The organism is Hydrogenophaga sp. (assembly GCF_025699295.1).
Taxonomy (GTDB): Bacteria; Pseudomonadota; Gammaproteobacteria; order Burkholderiales; family Burkholderiaceae_C; genus Hydrogenophaga.
This window is the reverse complement of record NZ_JAILWB010000003.1, coordinates 185,419-206,398: the sequence shown is the minus strand read 5'-3', so window position 1 is coordinate 206,398 and position 20,980 is coordinate 185,419. Positions and strand designations below refer to the sequence as shown.

Annotated in this window: 20 protein-coding genes and 1 riboswitch; of the genes, 9 read left to right on the top strand and 11 right to left on the bottom strand. The window is 68.4% G+C overall.

Features of this window, described 5'->3' with window-relative positions:
- Window positions 1-23: 23 nt before the first annotated feature.
- The 5 genes from glcF to K5880_RS04070 form a co-directional block, all read right to left on the bottom strand.
- A complete protein-coding gene (gene glcF / locus K5880_RS04090) occupies window positions 24-1,262 on the bottom strand; it encodes a glycolate oxidase subunit GlcF (protein ID WP_297649045.1) in 1,239 nt (412 codons plus the stop codon).
- Between the two features lie 97 nt (window positions 1,263-1,359).
- Window positions 1,360-2,481 carry a glycolate oxidase subunit GlcE gene (gene glcE / locus K5880_RS04085; protein WP_297649043.1) on the bottom strand — a complete coding sequence of 374 codons (1,122 nt, stop codon included), beginning with the start codon at window positions 2,479-2,481 and terminating at the stop codon, window positions 1,360-1,362.
- 71 nt (window positions 2,482-2,552) lie between these two features.
- Complete coding sequence (locus tag K5880_RS04080; RefSeq protein WP_297649040.1) at window positions 2,553-2,768, bottom strand: hypothetical protein; 216 nt, start codon at window positions 2,766-2,768, stop codon at window positions 2,553-2,555.
- A gap of 117 nt (window positions 2,769-2,885) precedes the next feature.
- The gene (locus tag K5880_RS04075; protein ID WP_297649037.1) at window positions 2,886-4,319 is read right to left on the bottom strand and encodes an ammonium transporter; all 1,434 of its coding nucleotides are present in this window, start codon (window positions 4,317-4,319) and stop codon (window positions 2,886-2,888) included.
- Window positions 4,320-4,350: 31 nt separating this feature from the next.
- Complete coding sequence (locus K5880_RS04070; protein WP_297649034.1) at window positions 4,351-4,689, bottom strand: P-II family nitrogen regulator; 339 nt, start codon at window positions 4,687-4,689, stop codon at window positions 4,351-4,353.
- 348 nt (window positions 4,690-5,037) lie between these two features.
- Here K5880_RS04070 and K5880_RS04065 point away from each other — a divergent pair, with 348 nt between their 5' ends.
- The 5 genes from K5880_RS04065 (at window position 5,038) to K5880_RS04045 (ending at window position 10,396) form a co-directional block, all read left to right on the top strand.
- Window positions 5,038-6,597, top strand: coding sequence for a YifB family Mg chelatase-like AAA ATPase (locus tag K5880_RS04065; RefSeq protein WP_297649031.1), 1,560 nt, complete (start codon window positions 5,038-5,040; stop codon window positions 6,595-6,597).
- 92 nt (window positions 6,598-6,689) lie between these two features.
- The gene (locus tag K5880_RS04060; RefSeq protein ID WP_297649028.1) at window positions 6,690-7,757 is read left to right on the top strand and encodes a hypothetical protein; all 1,068 of its coding nucleotides are present in this window, start codon (window positions 6,690-6,692) and stop codon (window positions 7,755-7,757) included.
- The gene (locus K5880_RS04055; RefSeq protein WP_297649026.1) at window positions 7,754-8,398 is read left to right on the top strand and encodes a hypothetical protein; all 645 of its coding nucleotides are present in this window, start codon (window positions 7,754-7,756) and stop codon (window positions 8,396-8,398) included. Before K5880_RS04060 ends, K5880_RS04055 begins: the two co-directional genes overlap by 4 nt.
- Window positions 8,385-8,777 carry a hypothetical protein gene (locus K5880_RS04050; RefSeq protein WP_297649023.1) on the top strand — a complete coding sequence of 131 codons (393 nt, stop codon included), beginning with the start codon at window positions 8,385-8,387 and terminating at the stop codon, window positions 8,775-8,777. Before K5880_RS04055 ends, K5880_RS04050 begins: the two co-directional genes overlap by 14 nt.
- 179 nt (window positions 8,778-8,956) lie before the next feature.
- Window positions 8,957-10,396, top strand: coding sequence for an NAD-dependent succinate-semialdehyde dehydrogenase (locus K5880_RS04045; protein WP_297649020.1), 1,440 nt, complete (start codon window positions 8,957-8,959; stop codon window positions 10,394-10,396).
- A gap of 160 nt (window positions 10,397-10,556) precedes the next feature.
- Here K5880_RS04045 and K5880_RS04040 read toward each other — a convergent pair whose 3' ends face one another.
- The 3 genes from K5880_RS04040 to K5880_RS04030 form a co-directional block, all read right to left on the bottom strand.
- Window positions 10,557-10,958, bottom strand: a complete 402-nt coding sequence (locus tag K5880_RS04040; RefSeq protein WP_297649017.1) for a DoxX family protein — start codon at window positions 10,956-10,958, stop codon at window positions 10,557-10,559.
- 91 nt (window positions 10,959-11,049) lie between these two features.
- Window positions 11,050-13,791: a methionine synthase gene (metH, locus tag K5880_RS04035; RefSeq protein ID WP_297649015.1), complete on the bottom strand. Its 2,742-nt coding sequence runs from the start codon at window positions 13,789-13,791 to the stop codon at window positions 11,050-11,052.
- 32 nt (window positions 13,792-13,823) lie between these two features.
- A riboswitch (S-adenosyl-L-homocysteine riboswitch) is annotated at window positions 13,824-13,921 on the bottom strand.
- 29 nt (window positions 13,922-13,950) lie between these two features.
- The gene (locus K5880_RS04030; RefSeq protein WP_297649013.1) at window positions 13,951-14,352 is read right to left on the bottom strand and encodes a helix-turn-helix domain-containing protein; all 402 of its coding nucleotides are present in this window, start codon (window positions 14,350-14,352) and stop codon (window positions 13,951-13,953) included.
- Window positions 14,353-14,454: 102 nt separating this feature from the next.
- Here K5880_RS04030 and K5880_RS04025 point away from each other — a divergent pair, with 102 nt between their 5' ends.
- A complete protein-coding gene (locus K5880_RS04025; protein WP_297649011.1) occupies window positions 14,455-15,240 on the top strand; it encodes a DEAD/DEAH box helicase family protein in 786 nt (261 codons plus the stop codon).
- Between the two features lie 4 nt (window positions 15,241-15,244).
- Here K5880_RS04025 and K5880_RS04020 read toward each other — a convergent pair whose 3' ends face one another.
- Both K5880_RS04020 and K5880_RS04015 read right to left on the bottom strand, forming a co-directional pair.
- On the bottom strand, window positions 15,245-16,291 hold the full coding sequence (locus K5880_RS04020; RefSeq protein WP_297649009.1) for an RNA methyltransferase: 1,047 nt from the start codon (window positions 16,289-16,291) through the stop codon (window positions 15,245-15,247).
- A 29-nt stretch (window positions 16,292-16,320) separates the two neighbouring features.
- Window positions 16,321-17,226: a LysR family transcriptional regulator gene (locus K5880_RS04015; RefSeq protein WP_297649007.1), complete on the bottom strand. Its 906-nt coding sequence runs from the start codon at window positions 17,224-17,226 to the stop codon at window positions 16,321-16,323.
- A gap of 85 nt (window positions 17,227-17,311) precedes the next feature.
- Here K5880_RS04015 and K5880_RS04010 point away from each other — a divergent pair, with 85 nt between their 5' ends.
- Both K5880_RS04010 and K5880_RS04005 read left to right on the top strand, forming a co-directional pair.
- A complete protein-coding gene (locus tag K5880_RS04010) occupies window positions 17,312-18,187 on the top strand; it encodes a pirin family protein (protein ID WP_297649004.1) in 876 nt (291 codons plus the stop codon).
- A 13-nt stretch (window positions 18,188-18,200) separates the two neighbouring features.
- Window positions 18,201-19,070 (top strand): pirin family protein, encoded by an 870-nt coding sequence (locus K5880_RS04005; RefSeq protein ID WP_297649001.1) that lies wholly within the window; start codon window positions 18,201-18,203, stop codon window positions 19,068-19,070.
- A 7-nt stretch (window positions 19,071-19,077) separates the two neighbouring features.
- Here K5880_RS04005 and bla read toward each other — a convergent pair whose 3' ends face one another.
- On the bottom strand, window positions 19,078-19,956 hold the full coding sequence (gene bla, locus K5880_RS04000) for a class A beta-lactamase (protein ID WP_297648998.1): 879 nt from the start codon (window positions 19,954-19,956) through the stop codon (window positions 19,078-19,080).
- Between the two features lie 96 nt (window positions 19,957-20,052).
- Between bla and K5880_RS03995 the strand changes: the two genes are divergently transcribed.
- Complete coding sequence (locus tag K5880_RS03995) at window positions 20,053-20,925, top strand: LysR family transcriptional regulator (RefSeq protein ID WP_297648995.1); 873 nt, start codon at window positions 20,053-20,055, stop codon at window positions 20,923-20,925.
- Window positions 20,926-20,980: the final 55 nt, after the last annotated feature.

Sequence of the window (20,980 nt, the reverse complement as noted above, 5' to 3'; positions counted from 1 at the left end):
CAGCTTACCGCGCAGCGCGGCGATCAGCCGCTGGCGGTAAGCGCCTCGTCGAGCAGCTCGACCCAGTGGCGCACAGGCGTGGTGGTGCCGCTCTGCAGGTGGGTGATGCAACCGATGTTGGCGCTGGCGATCACCGCCGGCTGCAGCTCGCCCAGGTAGCCGAGCTTGCGGTCGCGCAGCGTGTGCGCGATCGCGGGGTTGAGGACCGAATACGTGCCGGCCGAGCCGCAGCACAGGTGCGCTTCGTTCTTCGCCACCTGCACCGTGAATCCGAGCGCGCCCAGGTGTTGCTCCACACCCCCCTTGAGTTGCTGACCGTGCTGCAACGTGCAGGGGGGATGGAAGGCGATCACACGCGCGGCGTCGGGCACCTGCTTCAACAAGGGCCGCAACACCGGCACCAGGTCCGGCAGCAGCTCGCTCAGGTCGCGCGTGAGGGCACTCACGCGCGCGGCCTTCGCGGCGTAGGCCGGGTCGTCCTGCAGGATGTGGCCGTATTCCTTCACCGTGACGCCGCAGCCCGAGGCATTCATCACGATGGCCTCGACACCGTCTTCGATCAGCGGCCACCAGGCGTCTATGTTGCGGCGCATCTGCGCGCGCCCGCCGTCCTGGTCGTTGAGGTGGAACTTCACCGCGCCGCAGCAACCGGCCTCGGGCGCCAGCACGACCTGGATGCCGGCGGCGTCGAGCACGCGCGCGGTGGCGGCGTGGATGCCGGGCATCATGGCGGGCTGCACGCAACCGGCCAGCAGCAGCACGCGGCGCGCATGCATGCGCGTGGGCAGCGCACCGGCGGCGCGTGGCGCGGGCACCTTGTCCTTCAGCACGCCGGGCAGCAGCGGGCGCACCCACTGGCCGAGCTTCATCGCCGGCGCGAAAAGGGGCGAGGTCAGACCCTCCTTGAGCAGCCAGCGCACGGCTTTTTCTGCGGCCGGGCGCGGCACTTTCTCGTCCACGATCTGGCGGCCGATGTCGACCAGGTGGCCGTAGTCCACGCCGCTCGGGCAGGTGCTCTCGCAGTTGCGGCAGGTGAGGCAGCGGTCCAGGTGCAGCTGCGTCTTGCGCGTGGGCGCTGCGCCCTCAAGCACCTGCTTGATCAGGTAGATGCGCCCGCGCGGGCCGTCGAGTTCGTCGCCGAGCAGCTGGTAGGTGGGGCAGGTGGCGGTGCAGAAGCCGCAGTGCACACACTTGCGCAGGATGGCCTCGGCCGCGCGGCCGTCGGCGCGCTGCTGGTATTCGGGAGAGAGCTGGGTTTGCATGAAGGTTCAACGATTCAAGCCAGGCGCCGGGCCGCCCCAAGCCTGGCTTGCGCCCCCTCGGGGGGCAGCGACCCGCGCAGCGGTGGAGCGTGGGGGCTCATGTTCTGCCAGGGTTGAAGATGCCGGCCGGGTCGAACTCGGCGCGCAGGCGCTGCGTGATGATCTCGACGGCCGCGTCCGCGCGGTCGAACCGCGGCACGCCCGGCGCCCCGCTGGCGCCCACGCGAAACAGGGTGGCGTGGCCTTTTACCGCGGCCGTGGCCGCGCGGATTTCGCTGGCGGCGGCAGCAGGTGCCCACAGCCAGCGCTGCGCGCCCTGCCATTCGATCAGCTGCGCGCCGGGCAGGGTCAGCACCGGCGCGGTCTGCGGCACCGACAGGCGCCACAGGCACAGATCAGGCGATGGCGCATGGAAGAACGGCAGGCGCTGGTCGCGGCAGTCGGCCCAGTCCGGGCCGGCCACGGCGTTGTCCATGCGCGTGCCCCCCGCTTCCCTCGCCATCCGCTCGCATGCGGCGTCCACCGCTGCCGCAGCGCCCCGCAGGCGCACGAACAGCAGCTCGGGAGCCGAAGCCTGCGTCTCGTCCTTCACCCAGCAGCTGGCATTCAATGGCAATGGCTGGCCGCCCCAGCGGTGCAGCTGTTCCAGCGCCTCGTGCTGGCCGAGCGCAAACACCAGCGTGGCCTCGGCCGGAGCCACCGGCAGCACCTTGAGGCTGACTTCGGTGATCAGGCCCAGCGTGCCCATTGAACCGGCCATCACGCGGCTGACGTCGTAGCCAGCCACGTTCTTCATGACCTGGCCACCAAAGGTGAGCAGCTCGGCCCGGCCGTTGATGAAGCGCGCACCGAGCACGTAGTCGCGCACCGAGCCGACGCTGGCCCGAGCCGGTCCGCTCAGGCCCGCCGCGACCATGCCGCCCACGGTGCCGCCCGGTGCGAAGTGCGGTGGCTCGAACGGGAAGCACTGGCCGCGCTCGACCAGCACGGCCTCCAGGTCGGCCAGCGGCGTGCCCGCGCGCACCGTGACCACCAGCTCGGTGGGCTCGTAGCTGACGATGCCCGACCAGCCGGTGGTGGACAGCGGCTCGCCTGCGGCCGCTTCGCCGTAAAAGGCCTTGGTGCGGCCCCCCGTGATGTGCAAGGGTGTGCGCGCGGCGGCGGCGGCGCGCACCCGTTCGATCAGTTCACCCGGGTACTCGGGAGGCGTGGAGGACATGGCAGCGATGGTAGCCGCCGGGCGCCGCGGGGGCTTTGAATTTTCTGCACACCGGGCTGCAATCGGCCTGGCTAGCGCGCATATCCAAGGCACATGCCCGCGTTGGGCCGTCCCTTGCATTCGCGCTTGAGGCGCTTCTCGCGCGCGGCCGGGCTTTCCTCGGAAGGGGCTTTGTGGAAGGTGACCTTGGCGGGCGGCTTGCGCTGGCCGGTCTCTGTGGCATGCGCGGTCGCGATCAACGCGGCCAGAACAGCAAGCGCGCACAGGCGCAGGGGGGCTCTGGACATGGCTTCCTCCTGATGTTGTGGTGTCCCGCCGCGCATCATAAGCAGGTGCGGGCGCACACGAAAAAACCCGCGTGCCTTGCGGCAACGCGGGTTCAACCAGCCAGGGTGATCGAGGGCTTAGCGGTTGTAGGCCGTCTCGCCGTGGGCGGTGATGTCCAGGCCTTCGCGTTCGGCTTCTTCCGTGACGCGCAGGCCCACCATCATGTCGACGATCTTGTAGGCGATGAAGGCCACGACCGCCGACCACACCATGGTGATCAGCACGCCTTCGGCCTGGATCACCAGCTGGCTGCCGATGGAGTAGTCGTCGCCCTTGATGCCACCGAGCGAACCGGCGGAGAACACGCCGGTGAGCAGCGCGCCCACGATGCCGCCGACGCCGTGCACGCCGAACACGTCGAGCGAGTCGTCCGCGCCCAGCATCTTCTTGAGGCCGTTGACACCCCACAGGCACAGGAAGCCGGCGATCAGGCCGATGACGATGCCGCCCATGGGGCCGACCGATCCGCAGGCCGGGGTGATGGCCACCAGGCCGGCGACGGCACCGGAGGCGGCACCCAGCATCGAGGCCTTGCCCTTGCTCAGCGCTTCACCGATGCACCAGGCCAGCACGGCGGCGGCGGTGGCCAGCAGCGTATTGATGAAGGCCAGGCCGGCACCGCCGTTGGCTTCCAGGTTGGAGCCGGCGTTGAAGCCGAACCAGCCCACCCACAGGAGCGAGGCACCGACCATGGTCAGCGTCAGGCTGTGCGGCGTGAGCGCTTCCTTGCCGTAGCCGATGCGCTTGCCCACCATGTAGGCGCCGACCAGACCGGCCATGGCGGCGTTGATGTGCACCACGGTGCCGCCGGCGAAGTCCAGCGCACCCTTGTCGAACAGGTAACCGCCCGCGCCCCAGACCATGTGGGCGATCGGCAGGTAGCTGAAGGTGAACCAGATCACGCTGAACAGCAGCACGGCGCTGAACTTCATGCGCTCGGCGAACGAGCCCACGATCAGGGCGCAGGTGATGCCCGCGAAGGTGGCCTGGAAGGCAACAAAGATCAGCTCGGGGATCATCACACCGGGCGTGAAGGTGGCGGCCAGCGTGTCGGGCGTGATGCCCAGCAGGAAGACCTTGTCCAGGTTGGCGATGATCAGGCCTTCGCCGCCGAACGCGAGGCTGTAGCCGTAGACGGCCCACAGCACGGCGATCAGCGAGAACACCACCATCACCTGCATCAGCACCGACAGCATGTTCTTGCTGCGCACCAGGCCGCCGTAGAACAGGGCCAGGCCCGGCACGACCATCATGACCACCAGCACGGTGGCGACCATCATCCAGGCCACGTCGCCCTTGTCCATGGTTTCCTTGACGGCTTCCTCGACGGGAGCGGCTTCAGCGGCCGCGGGGGTCTCCGCAGCCATGGGAGCCGCCGCAGGGGCGGCGGTATCGGCGGCCGTTGCGGCCGCTGCAGGCGCCTCGGCGGGGGCGGCGGTCTGCGCCATGGCATTCAGGCCACCAAAGGCCAGGCCCATGCCCAGGAACAGGGTTGCAATGAGTTTTTTCATGTCCGTGATCTTTCTTGTTCAGGGGCGGCGATCAGAGCGCTTCCTTGCCGGTCTCGCCGGTACGGATGCGCACCACCTGTTCCAGGGAAGTGACGAAAATCTTGCCGTCGCCGATCTTTCCGGTGCGGGCAGCGCCTTCGATCGCCTCGATCACGCGCTCGACCAGGTCGTCGGAGACGGCGGCCTCGATCTTGACCTTGGGCAGGAAGTCGACCACGTATTCCGCGCCGCGGTACAGCTCGGTATGGCCCTTCTGGCGGCCGAAGCCCTTGACTTCGGTAACGGTGATGCCTTGCACGCCCATGCCGGAAAGTGCTTCGCGCACTTCGTCCAGCTTGAACGGCTTGATGATGGCTGAAACCATTTTCATGCTGTGATTCCTCTTCTAGAGAACGGGAGGGTGATCAGGCCGGGGGCCGACACCGCGGTTTGCGCAGGGGACCATGGAATGCCAAGGCCCGGATTCAATCGCTTACACCCCCAAGCACGGACCATGCCAGAGTCGCGCAGCCCTACCCCCCGGGGTTGCAGGCAATGACCGCCGCTACATTGCGGCCACGGCAGCAGGTTTCACCGCCACGCGCTGAAGGCCCACCGCCGGCACCTGCATCCCGCGCTGGCGCGCCAAAGTTGTGCGCACCAATCAGGTGCGGTCTCGTCTTCCGGCGCGCAGGGGTGTTCCGGCACCAATATGCACCAGAACAGGGAGTGAATTGCAATGAGTCTGTCTTTGGTGCGCAGCCGCGCCCTGCTCGGTCTGGACGCCCGGCCGGTCTGCGTGGAGGTCCATCTGGCCAACGGCCTGCCCAGTTTCACATTGGTGGGCCTGGTCGACACCGAAGTGAAGGAAGCGCGCGAGCGCGTGCGCTCGGCCATCGCCAACGCAGGGCTGGACTTTCCCTCGAACAAGCGCATCACCGTCAACCTCGCACCGGCCGACCTGCCCAAGGATTCCGGCCGCTTCGATTTGCCCATCGCGCTGGGCATCCTCGCCGCCAGCGGCCAGATCGACGCGGCGCGGCTCGCCGGCTGGGAGTTCGCGGGCGAACTTTCGCTGGGCGGCGAACTGCGACCAGTGCGCGGCGCGCTGGCCATGAGCCTGGCCCTGCACCGCGGTGACGCCGCCGCGCAGGCCGGCGCACCGCCCACCCGCCTCGTGCTGCCGCCGGGCAGCGCCGAGGAGGCGGCGCTGGTGCCGCAGGCGCAGGTGTACCGCGCGCGCCATCTGCTCGACGTCGTGGCGCGCTTCCTGCCCGAGCGCGTGGCCAGCGAAGTGCCGCCCGACGGCGAAGGCTGGGCCCGGCTGACCTCCACCGCGCTGGGCACCGCGCCGGCCTACGCCGACCTGGCCGACGTCAAGGGGCAGGCGGCCGCCAGGCGCGCGCTGGAGATCGCGGCCGCCGGGGGCCACAGCCTGCTCATGGTCGGCCCGCCGGGCGCGGGCAAGTCCATGCTGGCGCAGCGCTTCGCCGGCCTGCTGCCGCCCATGGACAGCCTGCAGGCGCTCGAATCGGCCGCCGTGGCCTCGCTGGCCGGGCGCTTCTCGCTCGAACGCTGGGGCCAGCGCCCCACCTGCGCACCGCACCACAGCGCCAGCGCCGTGGCCCTGGTGGGAGGCGGATCGCCGCCGCGCCCGGGCGAGATCTCGCTGGCGCACCACGGGGTGCTGTTCCTTGACGAGCTGCCCGAATTCCCCCGCGCCGCCCTCGAAGCCCTGCGCGAGCCGCTGGAGAGCGGCCACATCCGCATCTCGCGCGCGGCCATGCAGAGTGAATTCCCGGCCCGCTTCCAGCTGATCGGCGCCATGAACCCCTGCCCCTGCGGCTTTCTCGGTCACCCCACCCGGGCCTGCCGCGACACGCCCGACCAGATCGCGCGCTACCAGGGCAAGCTCAGCGGCCCGCTGCTCGACCGCATCGACCTGCACGTGGAAGTGCCCGCCCTGCCGCCCGACGACCTGCTGCGTGGCGGCGCCGGCGAGCCCAGCGCCGCCGTGCGCAAGCGCGTGATCGAGGCACGGCAACGCGCCGAACAACGCCAGGGCATGGCCAACCAGGCCCTCGCCGGCCAGGCGCTGGACCACCACGTGAACGCCGAGCCCGAGACCCTGAAATTCCTCAACGCCACCGCCACCCGCCTGGGCTGGAGCGCGCGCAGCACCCACCGCGCGCTGCGCGTGGCGCGCACGATCGCGGACCTGGCAGGGCAGGACACCGTGGGCGTGGGGCATGTGGCCGAGGCGGTGCAGTACCGGCGGGTGCTGCGCCAGGCGGGTTAAGCACGACATCCTGCCCCCAGAAATTAATGCGCTGGGGGTATGTTCTCCGGGATTGCACGCTTCTAGCATGGCCGGCTTCTCAAAGGGACGGCATGCACAACTTCACAAACACAAAGGGACTGAATGGGGTTTTGAACGGGCCCGGCGGCGGCGCCGAGGGCGTCAGGCGGTTTTGCAGAGGATGCCTGGGCGTTCTTGTGGCGGCTGTCCTCCTGGTCTCGACCGCCCACGCCGCCCCGATCACCTATTGCCATGAATTCGCCGACCAGGAAGAACCGCTTCCCGATTTGGGACAGAGCATGGCCAGCGAGGCGGTTCAGCAGGTCATCCAGAACTATGTGCAATACCCCAACGCCGAGTCGTATCCCGACCTCTACAGCATCAATGGCCCGTCCCCGCAACGCCATGAGAACCATCCCCTGCCAGGGTGGACCACGACCGTCACGCGCGAAACGAGTTTCCTCAAAACGTCCGACCCGGTGTTCCGGGACGGCCATGTATGGATCGTGGACTTCCACAACTGGAAGCAAACCCGGACCACCTGCCAGCCCTCAGGCAGTTGCTCGAGCGGCACCACGGAAACGATCATTCGCGATCTCGGCCTCAACGGATTCGAGGTGCGCCATCTTCAATACTGCGCCCACCGGAATCCGCTCCCCCTGCACATCACGTTGCAGGGGGATCGAAGATCCGTCTCACTGAAAAACCCTCGGCCGGTCCAGCTCACGGCCCGGACAAGCTTCAATGGCGCAATCCTGCCGCACAAGCCGGTCACGTTGCGCCTGGAGACCGATCCGGCCACCGCCACGCCGGGCTGGCTCGCGTGCGGCCAGGCCGCTTGCTCGTCAACGATCAGGAGAACCGACAGCGCCGGAGAATTCCGTTTCACTTACTACCCCGGATCAAGCACCCAGCCCCGCACCGACACCGTCGTCGCGGAATGCGAGGACTGCAGCGAACCCGCCCGTTGGGACATCGATGTCCGGCAGGAGGTGGTGATCGGGTTCTTCAACTGGGCGGTGTGTTCACCAATCGCTGGGAGACCTTCTGGGACATCCTGGCAGGACGCCACCAGCAAGACACCTCCTTCACCGGTCAACTGCTCAGTCGGCTGGGCCATGGCAGCAATGCGCTCCTGCAGTGGCTGGACGGCAGCGTGAATGCCCTGCTGAATCAGTTGGCACGAGACACCCTCAAGCTGATCACCCTGCTCAGGGACTCGCCCACCCACGAGAACCGGGCCGACCACATGGAACGCCTGTGGCGCTACGCTGACGAGGGCCACGGCATGGTGCTCGTGGCCCACTCGCAGGGCAACCTGTTCGTCAACAGCGCCTTCGATGCGCTCATGGCTTTCAAGCCCGACGCGCGGGCCCGGGTGGTGCACGTGGCTCCAGCCTCGCCCACCCTGCGCGGCGACTACGTGCTCGCGAACATCGACCTGGTCATCAATGCGCTGCGCGTCACCGGCCTGAACAGCGTGCCGGATGTCAACGTCAGTCTGCCCATGAGCCGAACCGACCTCACCGGTCACGGCTTCGCGCCCACCTATCTCGACACCGCGCGTGCGGCCTACGCCCGCACCCGGGGACTGATCGTCCAGTCGCTAGACACACTTGCCCAACGAAAAGACTGGAGGCACCATGGCACGACCCCTCTTCCATTGTTTGCCCGCGCTGATGCTCGCCGCAGGCCTGTCCGCCTGCGGCGGCTCTGCGCCCGACAACGCAGAAACGTCCGCGATCCCTCTGGCCGAGCAGATCAAGGCCCTGGAAGACAGCGGCCAGTTGCACAGGCTTGACCGCTCCAGTGACCTTCGGGGGCCGGACGCTGATGACAACGGGATCCGTGATGACATCGACGCCTGGATCGCCGCCCAGCCCATCACGGATCCACAGAAGATGGCGGCACAACAGATGGCGCGGGTGCAGCAGGCCAAATTGCTCGCGGATCTGACCGACGCTGAGGCCCTGCGGGTGTTGGGCGAACGGTCCATGGCTGGAGTGAAATGCCTGCGGCTATCGTTCATGCCCGACTACCAAAAGGGCTACGACATGGGCAGCCAACTTGAGGCCATGATGGCAAACACCAGAGCACGCGCCAGACAATACCTCGCCTACAACCGCGCCGTCTCAGGCAGCTCGGGGCGATTGCCCGAGGGCGATACCTGCGAACCCTGACGTGCCGGGCCGGGGTGGTACGGGTCTCGAAGACAGGATCACCGGCTCCTGAGGTCGTGTTGCTCCTGCCGATGCTGTTCCCGCAGCCTGTCTGAAACCCCACGCCTCCGCGTTTCCCATGCCAACTGGTATGGTCTGCGGTCTTCCGATCCGAGAACCTTCCCCGCAGGAGACCCGCCATGACCTACCCCCACACCCAACTCTTCATCCACGGCCAGTGGCGCGACGCCTCGGCCGGTGAGACGCTGCCCGTGTTCAACCCGGCCACCGGCAAGGAAATCGGCCGCGTGGCGCATGCCCGCCAGGCCGACCTGGACCTGGCGCTGGACGCCGCGCAGAAGGGCTTCGAGGTCTGGCGCGACAAGGCCCCCGTGGAGCGCGCGAAGATCATGCGCGCCGCCGCCGGCCTGATGCGCGAACGGGCTGGCGCCATCGCCGCGCTGCTGACGCAGGAGCAGGGCAAGCCGCTGGCCGAGGCCAAGGGCGAGGCCATGGCCGCCGCTGACATCATTGAGTGGTTTGCCGATGAAGGCCAACGCGTGTACGGGCGCATCGTGCCTTCGCGCGGCAACCTGGCCATGCGCCAGATGGTGCTGAAGGACCCGGTCGGGCCGGTCGCGGCCTTCACGCCCTGGAACTTCCCCATCAACCAGGTGGTGCGCAAACTCGCGGCGGCACTGGCCACGGGCTGTTCGATGATCGTCAAGGCGCCGGAAGAAACCCCCGCCGCGCCGGCCGAGCTGGTGCGCGCGTTTGCCGACGCCGGCCTGCCACCGGGCGTGCTCGGCCTGGTCTACGGCACGCCGTCGGAAATTTCCAGCTACCTGATCGCGCACCCCGTCATTCGCAAGATCACCTTCACCGGCTCCACGCCGGTGGGCAAGCAGCTCGCGGCCATGGCCGGTCAGCACATGAAGCGCGTGACCATGGAGCTGGGTGGTCATGCCCCGGTGATCGTGGCGGAAGACGCCGACGTCGCGCTGGCGGTGAAGACCGCGGGCGGCGCCAAGTTTCGCAATGCGGGCCAGGTCTGCATCTCGCCCACGCGCTTCCTGGTGCATGAGAGCATCGCGAAGGAGTTCTCCGCCGCGCTGGTGAAGCACGCCGCCGGCCTGGCGGTGGGCGACGGGTCCGCCGAAGGCACGCAGATGGGCCCGCTGGCCAACCCGCGCCGCGTCACGGCCATGGCCGAGTTCACGCAGGACGCGGTGGAACGCGGCGCCACGCTGGCCACGGGCGGCGAGCGCATCGGCGACGAGGGCAACTTCTGGCGCCCCACCATCCTGACCGACGTGCCGCTGAACGCGCGCGTGTTCAACGACGAACCCTTCGGCCCCATGGCCGCCGTGCGCAGCTTCAACACACTGGACGAAGCCATCGCCGAGGCCAACCGCCTGCCCTACGGCCTGGCCGGTTATGCCTTCACGCGCTCGTTGAAGAACGCGGATCTGCTGGCGCGCCGTGTGGAAGTGGGCATGCTGTGGGTGAACATGCCCGCGATGCCCTCGGCCGAAATGCCGTTCGGCGGCCTGAAGGATTCCGGCTACGGCTCCGAGGGTGGCCCCGAGGCGATGGAGGCGTACCTGAACGCGCGCTCCGTGGCCATCATGAACGTATAAGAGGGAAGCACCCTCTGCGCCGCTGCGCGGCTTCCCCCTCTCTGGCGCCTTCGGCTGGGAGGGGGACGGCACCTGGGGCCGGCGGAGCCGGACCCTCGGTGCCTCTGGATGGCGTTGCTTCAGGCGGAGCGGGTTGTGCCCCGGCGCCGGCTGATACAGCTCAACCCTTGTTCGGCCCCAGGCGGTTGGTGAAGGCCACCACCAGCGCGGTCATGAAGAAGAACGCCTGCAGCTCCAGGCGCCAGCCGCCGCTGTTCGTGAAGTCCATGAACTGGCCCATGTGCGCCAGACCCACGGCGAACGCCATGTTGACCGCGATCAGCAGCGCGGCGGGCACGATCCACACGCCCGCGAGCAGGAACAGCGGCGCGATGAGCTCACCCAGGTACACGCCATACGCCAGCACGCCGGGCAAGCCCTTGCCCACCAGCATGCCCTCGATGCCGCTCACACCGCCCGTGACCTTGGCCCAGCCGTGAAAGATCATCAGGATGGCCAGGGTCCAGCGCAGCAGGATCACGCCCAGGCGGGGTTGGTTGAAGAGGTTGTTGAGTGCGTTCATGTGTACGACGGATGTTGAAAGGTGGAGAAAAGGCGTTCCCGAAGGCTGAGCCGCAGGCCCGCCATCGGTTCCGCGCGGCGTTGAAAAAGATCTACAGGTTGGGCGCCAGCCAGCGCTGCAGTTCGTTGCGCGCCACGGCGCTGCGCGCGGCGAGGTCGTCCACCTGATCTTCGCCGATCTTGCCGACGTTGAAGTAGGTGCTCTGCGGGTGGGCGAGGTAGAAACCGCTCACGCTGGCCGCTGGCGTCATGGCCAGGCTTTCGGTCAGGCCCATGCCGATGTCCTCGCACTGCAGCAGCTCGAACATCGGGCGCTTGACGGAATGGTCCGGGCACGCGGGGTAGCCGGGCGCGGGGCGGATGCCCTGGTACTTTTCCTTGATCAGTTCCTCGTTGCTCAGCGTCTCTTCGGCCACGTAGCCCCAGAGGTCGGTGCGCACGCGGTGGTGCATGCACTCGGCCAGCGCCTCGGCCATGCGGTCGGCCAGGGCCTTGAGCATGATGGCGGAGTAGTCGTCGAGGTCGTCGAGGAACTGCTTCTCCTTCTTCTCCACGCCCAGGCCGGCGGTGACGGCGAACAGGCCCACGTAGTCGTCGGCCAAGCCCCTGGGCGCGACGAAGTCCGACAGACAGCGGCTGGGCCGCATCACCCCGTCGATCTCGTGCTTCTCGGCCTGCTGGCGCAGGCCGTGCCAGGTCAGCGCGACCTGGCTGCGGCTCTCGTCGGTGTAGAGCTCGATGTCGTCGTCGCGCACGCTGTTGGCCGGGTACAGCCCCACCACCGCGCTCGCGCTGAGCCAGCGGCCCTCGATCAGGCGCTGCAGCATGCGCTTGCCGTCGCTGAACACGCGGCGCGCCTCTTCGCCCACCACCTCGTCCTTCAGGATTTCCGGGAAGGGGCCGGCCAGGTCCCAGGTCTGGAAGAACGGGCCCCAGTCGATGTACTTCGCGATCTCGTGCAGGTCGAAGTTCTTGAACACACGCTTGCCGATGAACTTCGGTTTCTGCGGCGTGTATGCGCTCCAGTCGATCGGCGTCTTGTTGGCGCGGGCTTTTTCCAGCGGCCACAGCGGCACCTGCTTCTTGTTGGCGTGCTGGGTGCGCACGCGCTCGTAGTCGGCGCGCAGCTCGGCGATGTAGGCCGAGGCCTGGTCGCTCAGCAACCCCTGCGCCACGCTCACGCTGCGCGAGGCATCGGGCACATAGACCACCGGACCTTCGTAGTGCGGTGCGATCTTCACCGCCGTGTGCACGCGGCTGGTGGTGGCGCCGCCGATCAGCAGCGGAATGCCGCGCTCGCGGAAATGCGCATCCTTCTGCATCTCGCCGGCGACGTACTGCATCTCTTCCAGGCTGGGCGTGATCAGGCCCGACAGGCCCACGATGTCGGCGCCCTCGGCCTTGGCCATGGCCAGGATCTCGTGGCAGGGCACCATCACGCCCATGTTCACCACCTCGTAGTTGTTGCACTGGAGCACGACGGTGACGATGTTCTTGCCGATGTCGTGCACGTCGCCCTTGACGGTGGCGATCACGATCTTGCCCTTGGGCTTCACGTCGCCGCCCGCGGCCTGCATCGCCAGCTTTTCTGCCTCGATGTAGGGCAGCAGGTGGGCCACGGCCTGCTTCATCACGCGCGCGCTCTTGACCACCTGCGGAAGGAACATCTTGCCCTGGCCGAACAGGTCGCCGACCACGTTCATGCCGTCCATCAGCGGGCCTTCGATCACGTTGAGCGGGCGACCGCCGCCGGCCTCGATCTCGCGCCACATCTCTTCCGTGTCTTCGGTGATGTGGTCGTTGATGCCGCGCACCAGCGCGTGGCTCAGGCGTTCGCGGATGGGCAGCGCGCGCCAGGCGTTCTTCTGCGTATCGTCCCTGGCCGAGCCTTTGGCGCTTTCGGCCACGTCCACCAGGCGCTCGCCGGCATCGGGCCGGCGGTTGAGCACCACGTCCTCCACGCGCTCGCGCAGCCCGGGTTCGAGCTCGTCGTACACGCCGACCATGCCGGCGTTGACGATGCCCATGTCCATGCCGGCCTGGATCGCGTGGTACAGGAACACGGTGTGGATGGCTTCGCGCACCGGGTCGTTGCCGCGGAAGCTGAACGACACGTTGGACACACCGCCGCTCACCTTCGCGCCGGGCAGGTTCTGCTTGATCCAGCGCGTGGCGTTGATGAAGTCGACCGCGTAGTTGTTGTGTTCCTCGATGCCGGTGGCGATCGCGAAGATGTTGGGGTCGAAGATGATGTCCTCGGGCGGGAAGCCGACTTCGTCGACCAGCACGCGGTAGGCGCGCTCGCAGATCTCGACCTTGCGCTCGTAGGTGTCGGCCTGGCCCTTTTCGTCGAAGGCCATCACCACGGCGGCCGCGCCGTAGCGCTTGACCAACCCGGCCTGGCGCTTGAATTCGTCCAGGCCTTCCTTCATCGAAATGGAGTTGACGACTCCCTTGCCCTGCACGCAGCGCAGGCCGGCCTCGATCACCTCCCACTTGGAGGAATCCACCATCACCGGCACGCGCGCGATGTCGGGCTCGCCGGCGATCAGGTTGAGGAAGCGCACCATGGCGGCCTTGCTGTCCAGCATGGCCTCGTCCATGTTGACGTCGATGATCTGGGCACCGTTCTCCACCTGCTGGCGCGCCACGGCCAGCGCGTCTTCGAAGCGCCCTTCCAGGATCATGCGCGCGAAGGCCTTGGAGCCGGTGACGTTGGTGCGTTCGCCCACGTTCACGAACAGGCTGCCCTCACCAATGCGCAGCGGCTCCAGGCCGGAGAGCAGCATGGGCGGGACGTGGTGGGACGGGGACGGAGCGGATTCGGAGGACATGAGACTCACCAAGGCAGGTTGCGGACAACAGACTGTGGTGAGCGCCGTTTGGGCCTGTTCGCGCCCACTCAAGCCTGACGCACGGTGCGGGCTGTGATGAGCCCCCGGCGCTGCAACGCTCCTTGAGAAGCGGGGATTTTAGCGCGCTGGGCGGTGGCCTCAATCCTTGCGCGCCGCATGCACCTGCGCAAACGCCAGAATCACTTCGCGCACCAGCTTGCGCTGCGGGGCCGGCAGGTTCAGAAAGGCGTCGAACACCTCGCGCTCCTGGTAACCCAGGTCGGTGTCCCAGCGCTTGCGATGCTCCTGAACGCGGTGGCGCACTGCCTGGCCAAAGCGCAGCACCTCGGGCTCGACTTTCAATATCTCGGCCAGCACCAGCAGTTTGTCCTGCGCGGGGATGGCCTCGCCGCGCAACCAGCGCGAGACCGCCTGGAAGGACACCGAGCGACCCCAGTAATTCGCGTTGAACAGGTTCAGCAGCACACCGGGCCGAGGCGCCAACCCTTCTGCGACCATGGCCTCGCGCAGGCGCTGGGCAAATTCGAGCTTGTGTTCCATGCCCGGAACGCTAGTTTTCGGGTGCATCGGCGTTAAACGTTTTGTTGTATATTTCATTCACTTATTGATTGAATTTCCCAACCTGTTGCCGCCAGATCACCCATGGAGCCTCTGCACGCAACCGATGTCCCGACGCTGGAGGGTGTCACACCCACCACGTCGGCGCTGCTCGCCTGGTGGTTTGGCCCGCACCGGGCCCATGCCCGGGCACAGGTGAATCTCGACGGAGTGCAGCGGCAGGCCATCCTGGCCACGATCGCGGCGCACGAGACGGGGGGCGCGCCACACCGCCGCCACTGCCTGGAACTGGCCACTGGCAGCGGCAGGACCCCGGTCCTGCTGGCCCTGCTGATCTGGCAGTTGGTCAACCGGATGCACGCGCAGGCGAGCGGGTGCGACGATCTGCGGTTTGCCCGCCATTTCCTGGTCGTGGCCCCCGGGCTGATCGCCTACGAACGGCTGCTCGATGCCTTCTGCGGCCACCCGATACCGGGAGGCCTGGGCGCGCGCGATTTCGGCGCCGCCGACCTGGTGCGGTTTTCCGACTTCTACCTCCCGCCGGCCTGGCGCGACCGGGTGATCGCCTTCGTGTGCGGCAGCGTCTGTGGTCACAACGACATCGGCCTCAAGGCCACGGGGGACGGTCTGCTCGCTCTGGCCCACCGGCGCCTGCTGGTGGAAGGCCGGGCCCGCAGTCCGTTACTGCAGCATCTCGGGCAGCTGTCCGAGTTGATGGTGTTCGACGACGAGGCCCACCCCATTCCGGGTCTGGTGCGTGCGGGCTGCACCACCGACGTGGCCTGGCAGGCCTGCCTGCACCGCATTGCGTCGGGCAAAGGGTCGCGCTACGCCCAGGTGAACTTCCTGGACGCCCCGCCGCAGCCCTGACGGCTCAGGCCCCGCCCGCCAGCGCGCGCAGCGGCACCACCCGCCGCAGGGCCGGTGGCGTGGCCCGCGCGCGCAACTGGCCGCAACCGCCATCCACGTCCTGCCCCGCCGACTGCCGCAGCTTGGTGAGGATGCCGCGCCGGTGCAGGCGGCGCGCGATGGCCGCCGCCTGTTCAGCGGCGGGTCGCCGGTACGGCAGCGCGTCCACGGTGTTGTAGGGAATCAGGTTGAGGATGGCGTACCTGCCGTGCAGCAGGCGCACGATGCCCTCGATCTCGTCGTCGCCGTCGTTGATGCCTTCGAGCAGCGTCCACTGGTACTGGATCGGGTAGCCGGTGGCGCGCGCATAGCGCTCGCCGGCCTCCACCAGTTCGTCGGGCGTCATGCGCGGCGCGCGCGGCAGCAGTTGTTCGCGCAACGCGGCCTTGGTGGTGTGCAGCGAGAGCGCGAGCGCGGGTTTGACCCGGCCCTGCGGCAGGGCTTCGAACACGCGCGGATCGCCCACGGTGGAGAACACCAGGTCCTTGTGGCCGATGTTGCCGATGGTGCCGAGCAGGTCGATCGCTTCGAGCACGTTGTCCAGGTTGTGCGCGGGCTCGCCCATGCCCATGAACACCACCCGCTTCACCGGCCGCGTCGAGCGCGCCAGCGCCACCTGGGCCACGATCTCGGCGCTGCCCACCTGGCGCACCAGGCCACCCTGCCCCGTCATGCAGAACACGCAGCCCACCGCGCAACCGACCTGGGTGGACACGCACAGGCCACCGCGTGGCAGCAGCACGCTCTCCACCATCTGGCCATCCGCCAGCGCCACCAGCAGGCGCTCCGAACCGTCTTGCCCCGGGTGTTCGGACACCAGGCGCGCCAGACCGGCGAGTTCGTCGGCCAGCGCGGGCAGCGCCGCCACCAGCGTGGCGGGCAGGAAACTGGCAGGCTCGCGGCGCCCGCCGAGCTGTGGCAGGGCCTGCGCCCACAGGCGCAGCACGCGCTGCGCGTGGCGGGGGTTGGCGCCGAGCGCGCGCAGGCGCTGGTGGAGGTGTTCGATGCGCATGGAGGGAGAAGCTTAGCGCCGCACCGCGTTCAGCGGTCGAACAGCGCCGAAAGGGCCGGCCCCGCCTCATCGATGAAGTGGCGCAGCTTGGGCGGTACGAAGCGCTGCGCCGGGTACACGAGGTGAATGGGATCGGTGCGCGCGTACCAGCCCGGCAGCAGGGCAACGAGCTGCCCGTGGTTCACCTCGCGGCGGCAGACGTAGTCGGGCAGCAGGGCCACACCCAGGGCATCGAGCGCGAGCTGGCGGATGAGGCGCATGTCGTTGGCGGCAAAAGCGCTGCGCAAGGGCACGCTCACCCGCGCCTTGCCGCGCGTGAGCGTCCAGCTGTCGCGCCCGAGCGGACTGAAGCACAGGGCGTCGTGCTGCACGAGGTCTTTCGGCTGGCGCAGTGCGGGGGCACGTTTGAGGTAGTCGGGGTGGGCGAACGGCGCCCAGCGTGCCTGGCCGATCTGGCGCGCGATCAGGCTGGAGTCCGCCAGCTCGCCCGCGCGCAACGCCAGATCCAGGCCATGCTCCACCAGGTCCAGGCGCGCGTCCGAGAACACCAGTTCGATCGACACCCCGGGATGGCGCGCGCGGTAGGCACTGAGGATGGCGAGCAACTGGTCGTCGCCCATGTCGATCGGCAGCGTCACGCGCAGCAAGCCCTGTGCCTCGTGCCGCCCGGCGTCGATCTGCGCCTCGGCCTGCAGGATGTCTTCCAGCCCGCGCGCGGCCTGGCGCAGGTAGGTCTGCCCCGCCTCGGTCAGGCGCAGGCGGCGCGTCGTGCGCTGCAGCAGCGTGACACCCAGGCGCTGCTCCAGCCGCGCCACGCGCACGCTCAGGGTGGAGACCGGTGTGCCCGTCAGGCGCGCAGCCGCACTGAAGCCACCGGCCTGGGCCACGCGCACGAACACCAGGGTGTCGTTCAGATCCGGGGACTTATTGTTCATCTGTTTGAAAAATGATTTGCGATCTTACCGACTTATCACACGCACGGCGGACCGGTACAGTGGACCCCAACAAGGAGTACGCCCCATGAAAACCGTGTCTTTCATCCAGCGCAATGCCGGCGGCCACTGGGTCGGTGACGGCTTCCCGGTGCGCAACATGTTTTCGTACAACGACCGGCCCGAGCGCTTCTCGCCGTTCCTGATGCTCGACTACGGCGGCCCCACGCGCTTCGAGCCCACCACGAAGCAGCGCGGCGTCGGCCAGCACCCGCACCGCGGCTTCGAGACCGTGACCATCGTCTACGACGGCGAGGTCTCGCACCGCGACTCCAGCGGCGGCGGCGGCACCATCGGCCCCGGCGAGGTGCAATGGATGACCGCCGCGGCCGGTATCGTGCACGAGGAGTACCACGGCGAGCGCTATGCGAAAGAAGGTGGCCCGTTCGAGATGGTGCAGTTGTGGGTGAACCTGCCGGCGCGCGACAAGATGGCCGCGCCGGGCTACCAGGGCATCACGCGCGATCAGATCCCTGAAGTGGCGCTGCCGGACGGCGCCGGTACGGCCCGCATCATCGCGGGCGAGCTGCAGGGCACCCAGGGTCCGGCCCACACCTTCACACCCATGCAGGTCTGGGACCTGCGCCTGAAGGCCGGCCACACCGTGACGCTGCCGGCCGCGGACGGCCACACCACGGCGCCACTGGTGCTGCGCGGCCGCCTGCGCCTGGAAGACGGCCAGGAGGTGGGCGCAGCGCAGATGCCGGTGTTCACCCGCGACGGGCAGGACGTGCGCTTCGAGGTGCTGGAGGACGCCACCGTGCTGTGGCTGACCGGTGAGCCGATCGACGAACCGGTGGTGGGCTATGGTCCGTTCGTGATGAACACCGAGGCCGAGATCCACCAGGCCTTCGCCGACTTCCAGAGCGGCAAGATGGGCAGGATTGCAGCAGCGACCGCCTGACAAGGAGAACACGATGCTTGAAATGGTGATCACCGCCCGCGAGGCCGACCTGGGCCATGGCCTGAAGGTGCGGCGCGTGCTGCCCTACGCGAAGCGCCGCATGGTCGGCCCGTGGATCTTCGTGGACCACGCCGGCCCGGTGACGCTGGCGCCCGAGGACACGCGCGCCGCCGACGTGCGTCCGCACCCGCACATCGGCCTGTCCACCGTAAGTTACCTGCTCAGTGGCCAGGTGTCGCACCAGGACAGCCTGGGCGTGCACCAGCTCATCAACCCCGGCGACGTGAACTGGATGACCGCAGGGCGTGGCATCTCGCACTCCGAGCGCTTCAGCCACCCGGACTCCTTCGCCGGCGGTGGCCTGGAGCTGATGCAGCTGTGGGTGGCCCTGCCCGAGGCCGATGAAGAAACCGAACCCGCCTTCACCCACTACCCTGCGGCCGACCTGCCGGTGCGCGACGAAGGCGGTGTGTGGATGCGCCTGATCGCGGGCGAGGCCTACGGCATGAAAAGCCCGGTGCGCACCCACTCGCCGCTGTTCTACCTGCACACCGAATGGCAGGCGGGTGCGCGCCTGGCGCTGCCCGGCGGCTACAGCGAACAGGCGGCCTACGTGGCGCGCGGCGAAGTCGAATACGCGGGCGATACCTATGTGCCCGGGCAGTTGCTGGTGTTCGGCGACGATGCGGACGCGGTCATCTCCGCGCGCCAGAAGAGCACCCTGATGGTCTTCGGCGGCGAGCCGCTGGGCGAGCGCCACATCTTCTGGAACTTCGTCTCCTCGCGCAAGGAGCGCATCGAGCAGGCCAAGGCCGACTGGCAGGCAGGACGCATCCCGCTGCCGCCGGAGGACAACCAGGAGTGGATTCCGCTGCCGGGTTGAACGGCATTCAGACCCGCGCCAGCAGGCGCCCGACGCTGGCCAGCGCCGCGTCGCGCGTCGCACCATCGGTGGCGCTCTCGGCCAGGTAGGCCGTCACGATCAGCGGCGCGCGCTGCGGCGGGAATGCGATGCCGATGTCGTTGGCATCGTCACCGGCCGTACCGGTCTTCTCGCCCATGCGCCAGCCGCCCGGGACGCCGGCCCGCAAGCGCTTGCCGCCGGTGGTGTTGGCCAGCAGCCATTGCAGCAGTTGCTCGCGTGAGGCCGGTGCCAGCGCATTGCCCAGCAGCAACTTGCGCACGGTGTGGGCCATCGCACGCGGCGTGGTGGTGTCCAGCGGCTCGCCGCTGCTGGCACGGCGGTTCAGCCCGGGCTCGGTGCGGTCGTGCCGTGTCAGCATGTCACCGAGGCGGCGCGCAAAGGCGGTAAGAGCCGCCGGTCCACCGTAGCTCGCGAGAATGAGGTTGGCAGCCGTGTTGTCGCTGGTGGTGATGGTGGCCTCGCACAACTGCGCCAGGCTCAGGCCCTCGCCACCCACGTGCTTCTCGGTCACGGGTGACCACGGCACCAGATCTTGCTGACGGTAGCGGATGCGCCGCTCCAGCGACTCCTCGCCCCGGTCCGCGCGGGCCAGCACCAGCGCGCTGGCCAGCAGCTTGAACGAGCTCAGCATGAGGAAGCGCTCGTCCGCGCGCCAGCCGTGTTCGCGCCCGGTGGCCGTGTCGATGATGTGCACGCCCAGGCGGCCCTTCGCCCCGGCTTCAATGTCGCGCAGCGCGTCCTGCAGCGCGGCCGTACCTGCCCAAGCATTTCTGATGGGCAATCCCGCCAGGCTGCAGGCCAGTCCCGCGCCCGGGGTGAAAAAAAAAGTCCGTCGATCGATCATGGGTTCTCCTTGAAGCAGGCGCGTATCGTAGGCAGGCCCGCCGGTTCTTTCAAACGGGAATAATCGCGCCTTCACCACGGAAAAACTTGGGGCTCCATGGACCTTCCACTCAACGCCCTGCGCGCCTTCGAGGTGTCGGCACGGCACCTGAGCTTCACGCGCGCCGCGCAGGAGCTCCACCTCACACAGACCGCCGTGAGCCAGCACGTCAGGAACCTGGAGCAGCGCCTGGGCAAACCGCTGTTCCGGCGGGTGCCGCGCGGGCTGGCCCTGACCGACGAGGGCATGGCCCTCTTGCCGACGCTGGTGGACGCGTTCGCGCGCGTCTCGGCCACGCTGGAGGGCTTCAAGGGCACGCACAAGCGCGAGGTGTTGTCGGTCGGGGCGGTGGGCACCTTCGCGGTGGGCTGGCTGCTGCCGCGCCTGCGCGACTTCCAGGCGCGCCACCCCTTCGTCGAACTGCGGCTGTTCACGCACAACAACCGCATCGACCTGGCGGCCGAAGGGCTGGACTGCGCGATCCGCTTTGGCGACGGCCAGTGGCCCGGCATGCAGACGCGCCACCTGCTGGCCGCGCCGCTGGCGCCGGTGTGCGCGCCGTCGCTGGCCAACCGCATCCGCGCGGTGGCCGATCTCGGCCGCGAGACACTGCTGCGCTCCTACCGGTCGGACGAGTGGTTGCAGTGGTTCGACGCGGCGGGCGGGCGGGCGCCGTTGCTCACCGGGCCGATGTTCGACTCCTCGCTGGTGCTGGCCGACGCTGCGGCCCAGGGCGCGGGCGTGGCGCTGCTGCCGCTGGCGCTGTTCGGTCGCGACCTGCAGAGCGGGCGGCTCGCGCGCCTGTTCGATACCGAGGTGGACGTGGGCAGCTACTGGCTCACGCGCGTGAAGACGCGGCGCAGGAGCACGGCCATGAAGGCGTTCCAGGACTGGCTGGAGCAGCAGACCCCTGAGGCCCCGGCGACCTGAGCCCGGCGTACAAGGAGCGGGCGCGCCATGCACACGTACACGGACCCGGATAGCA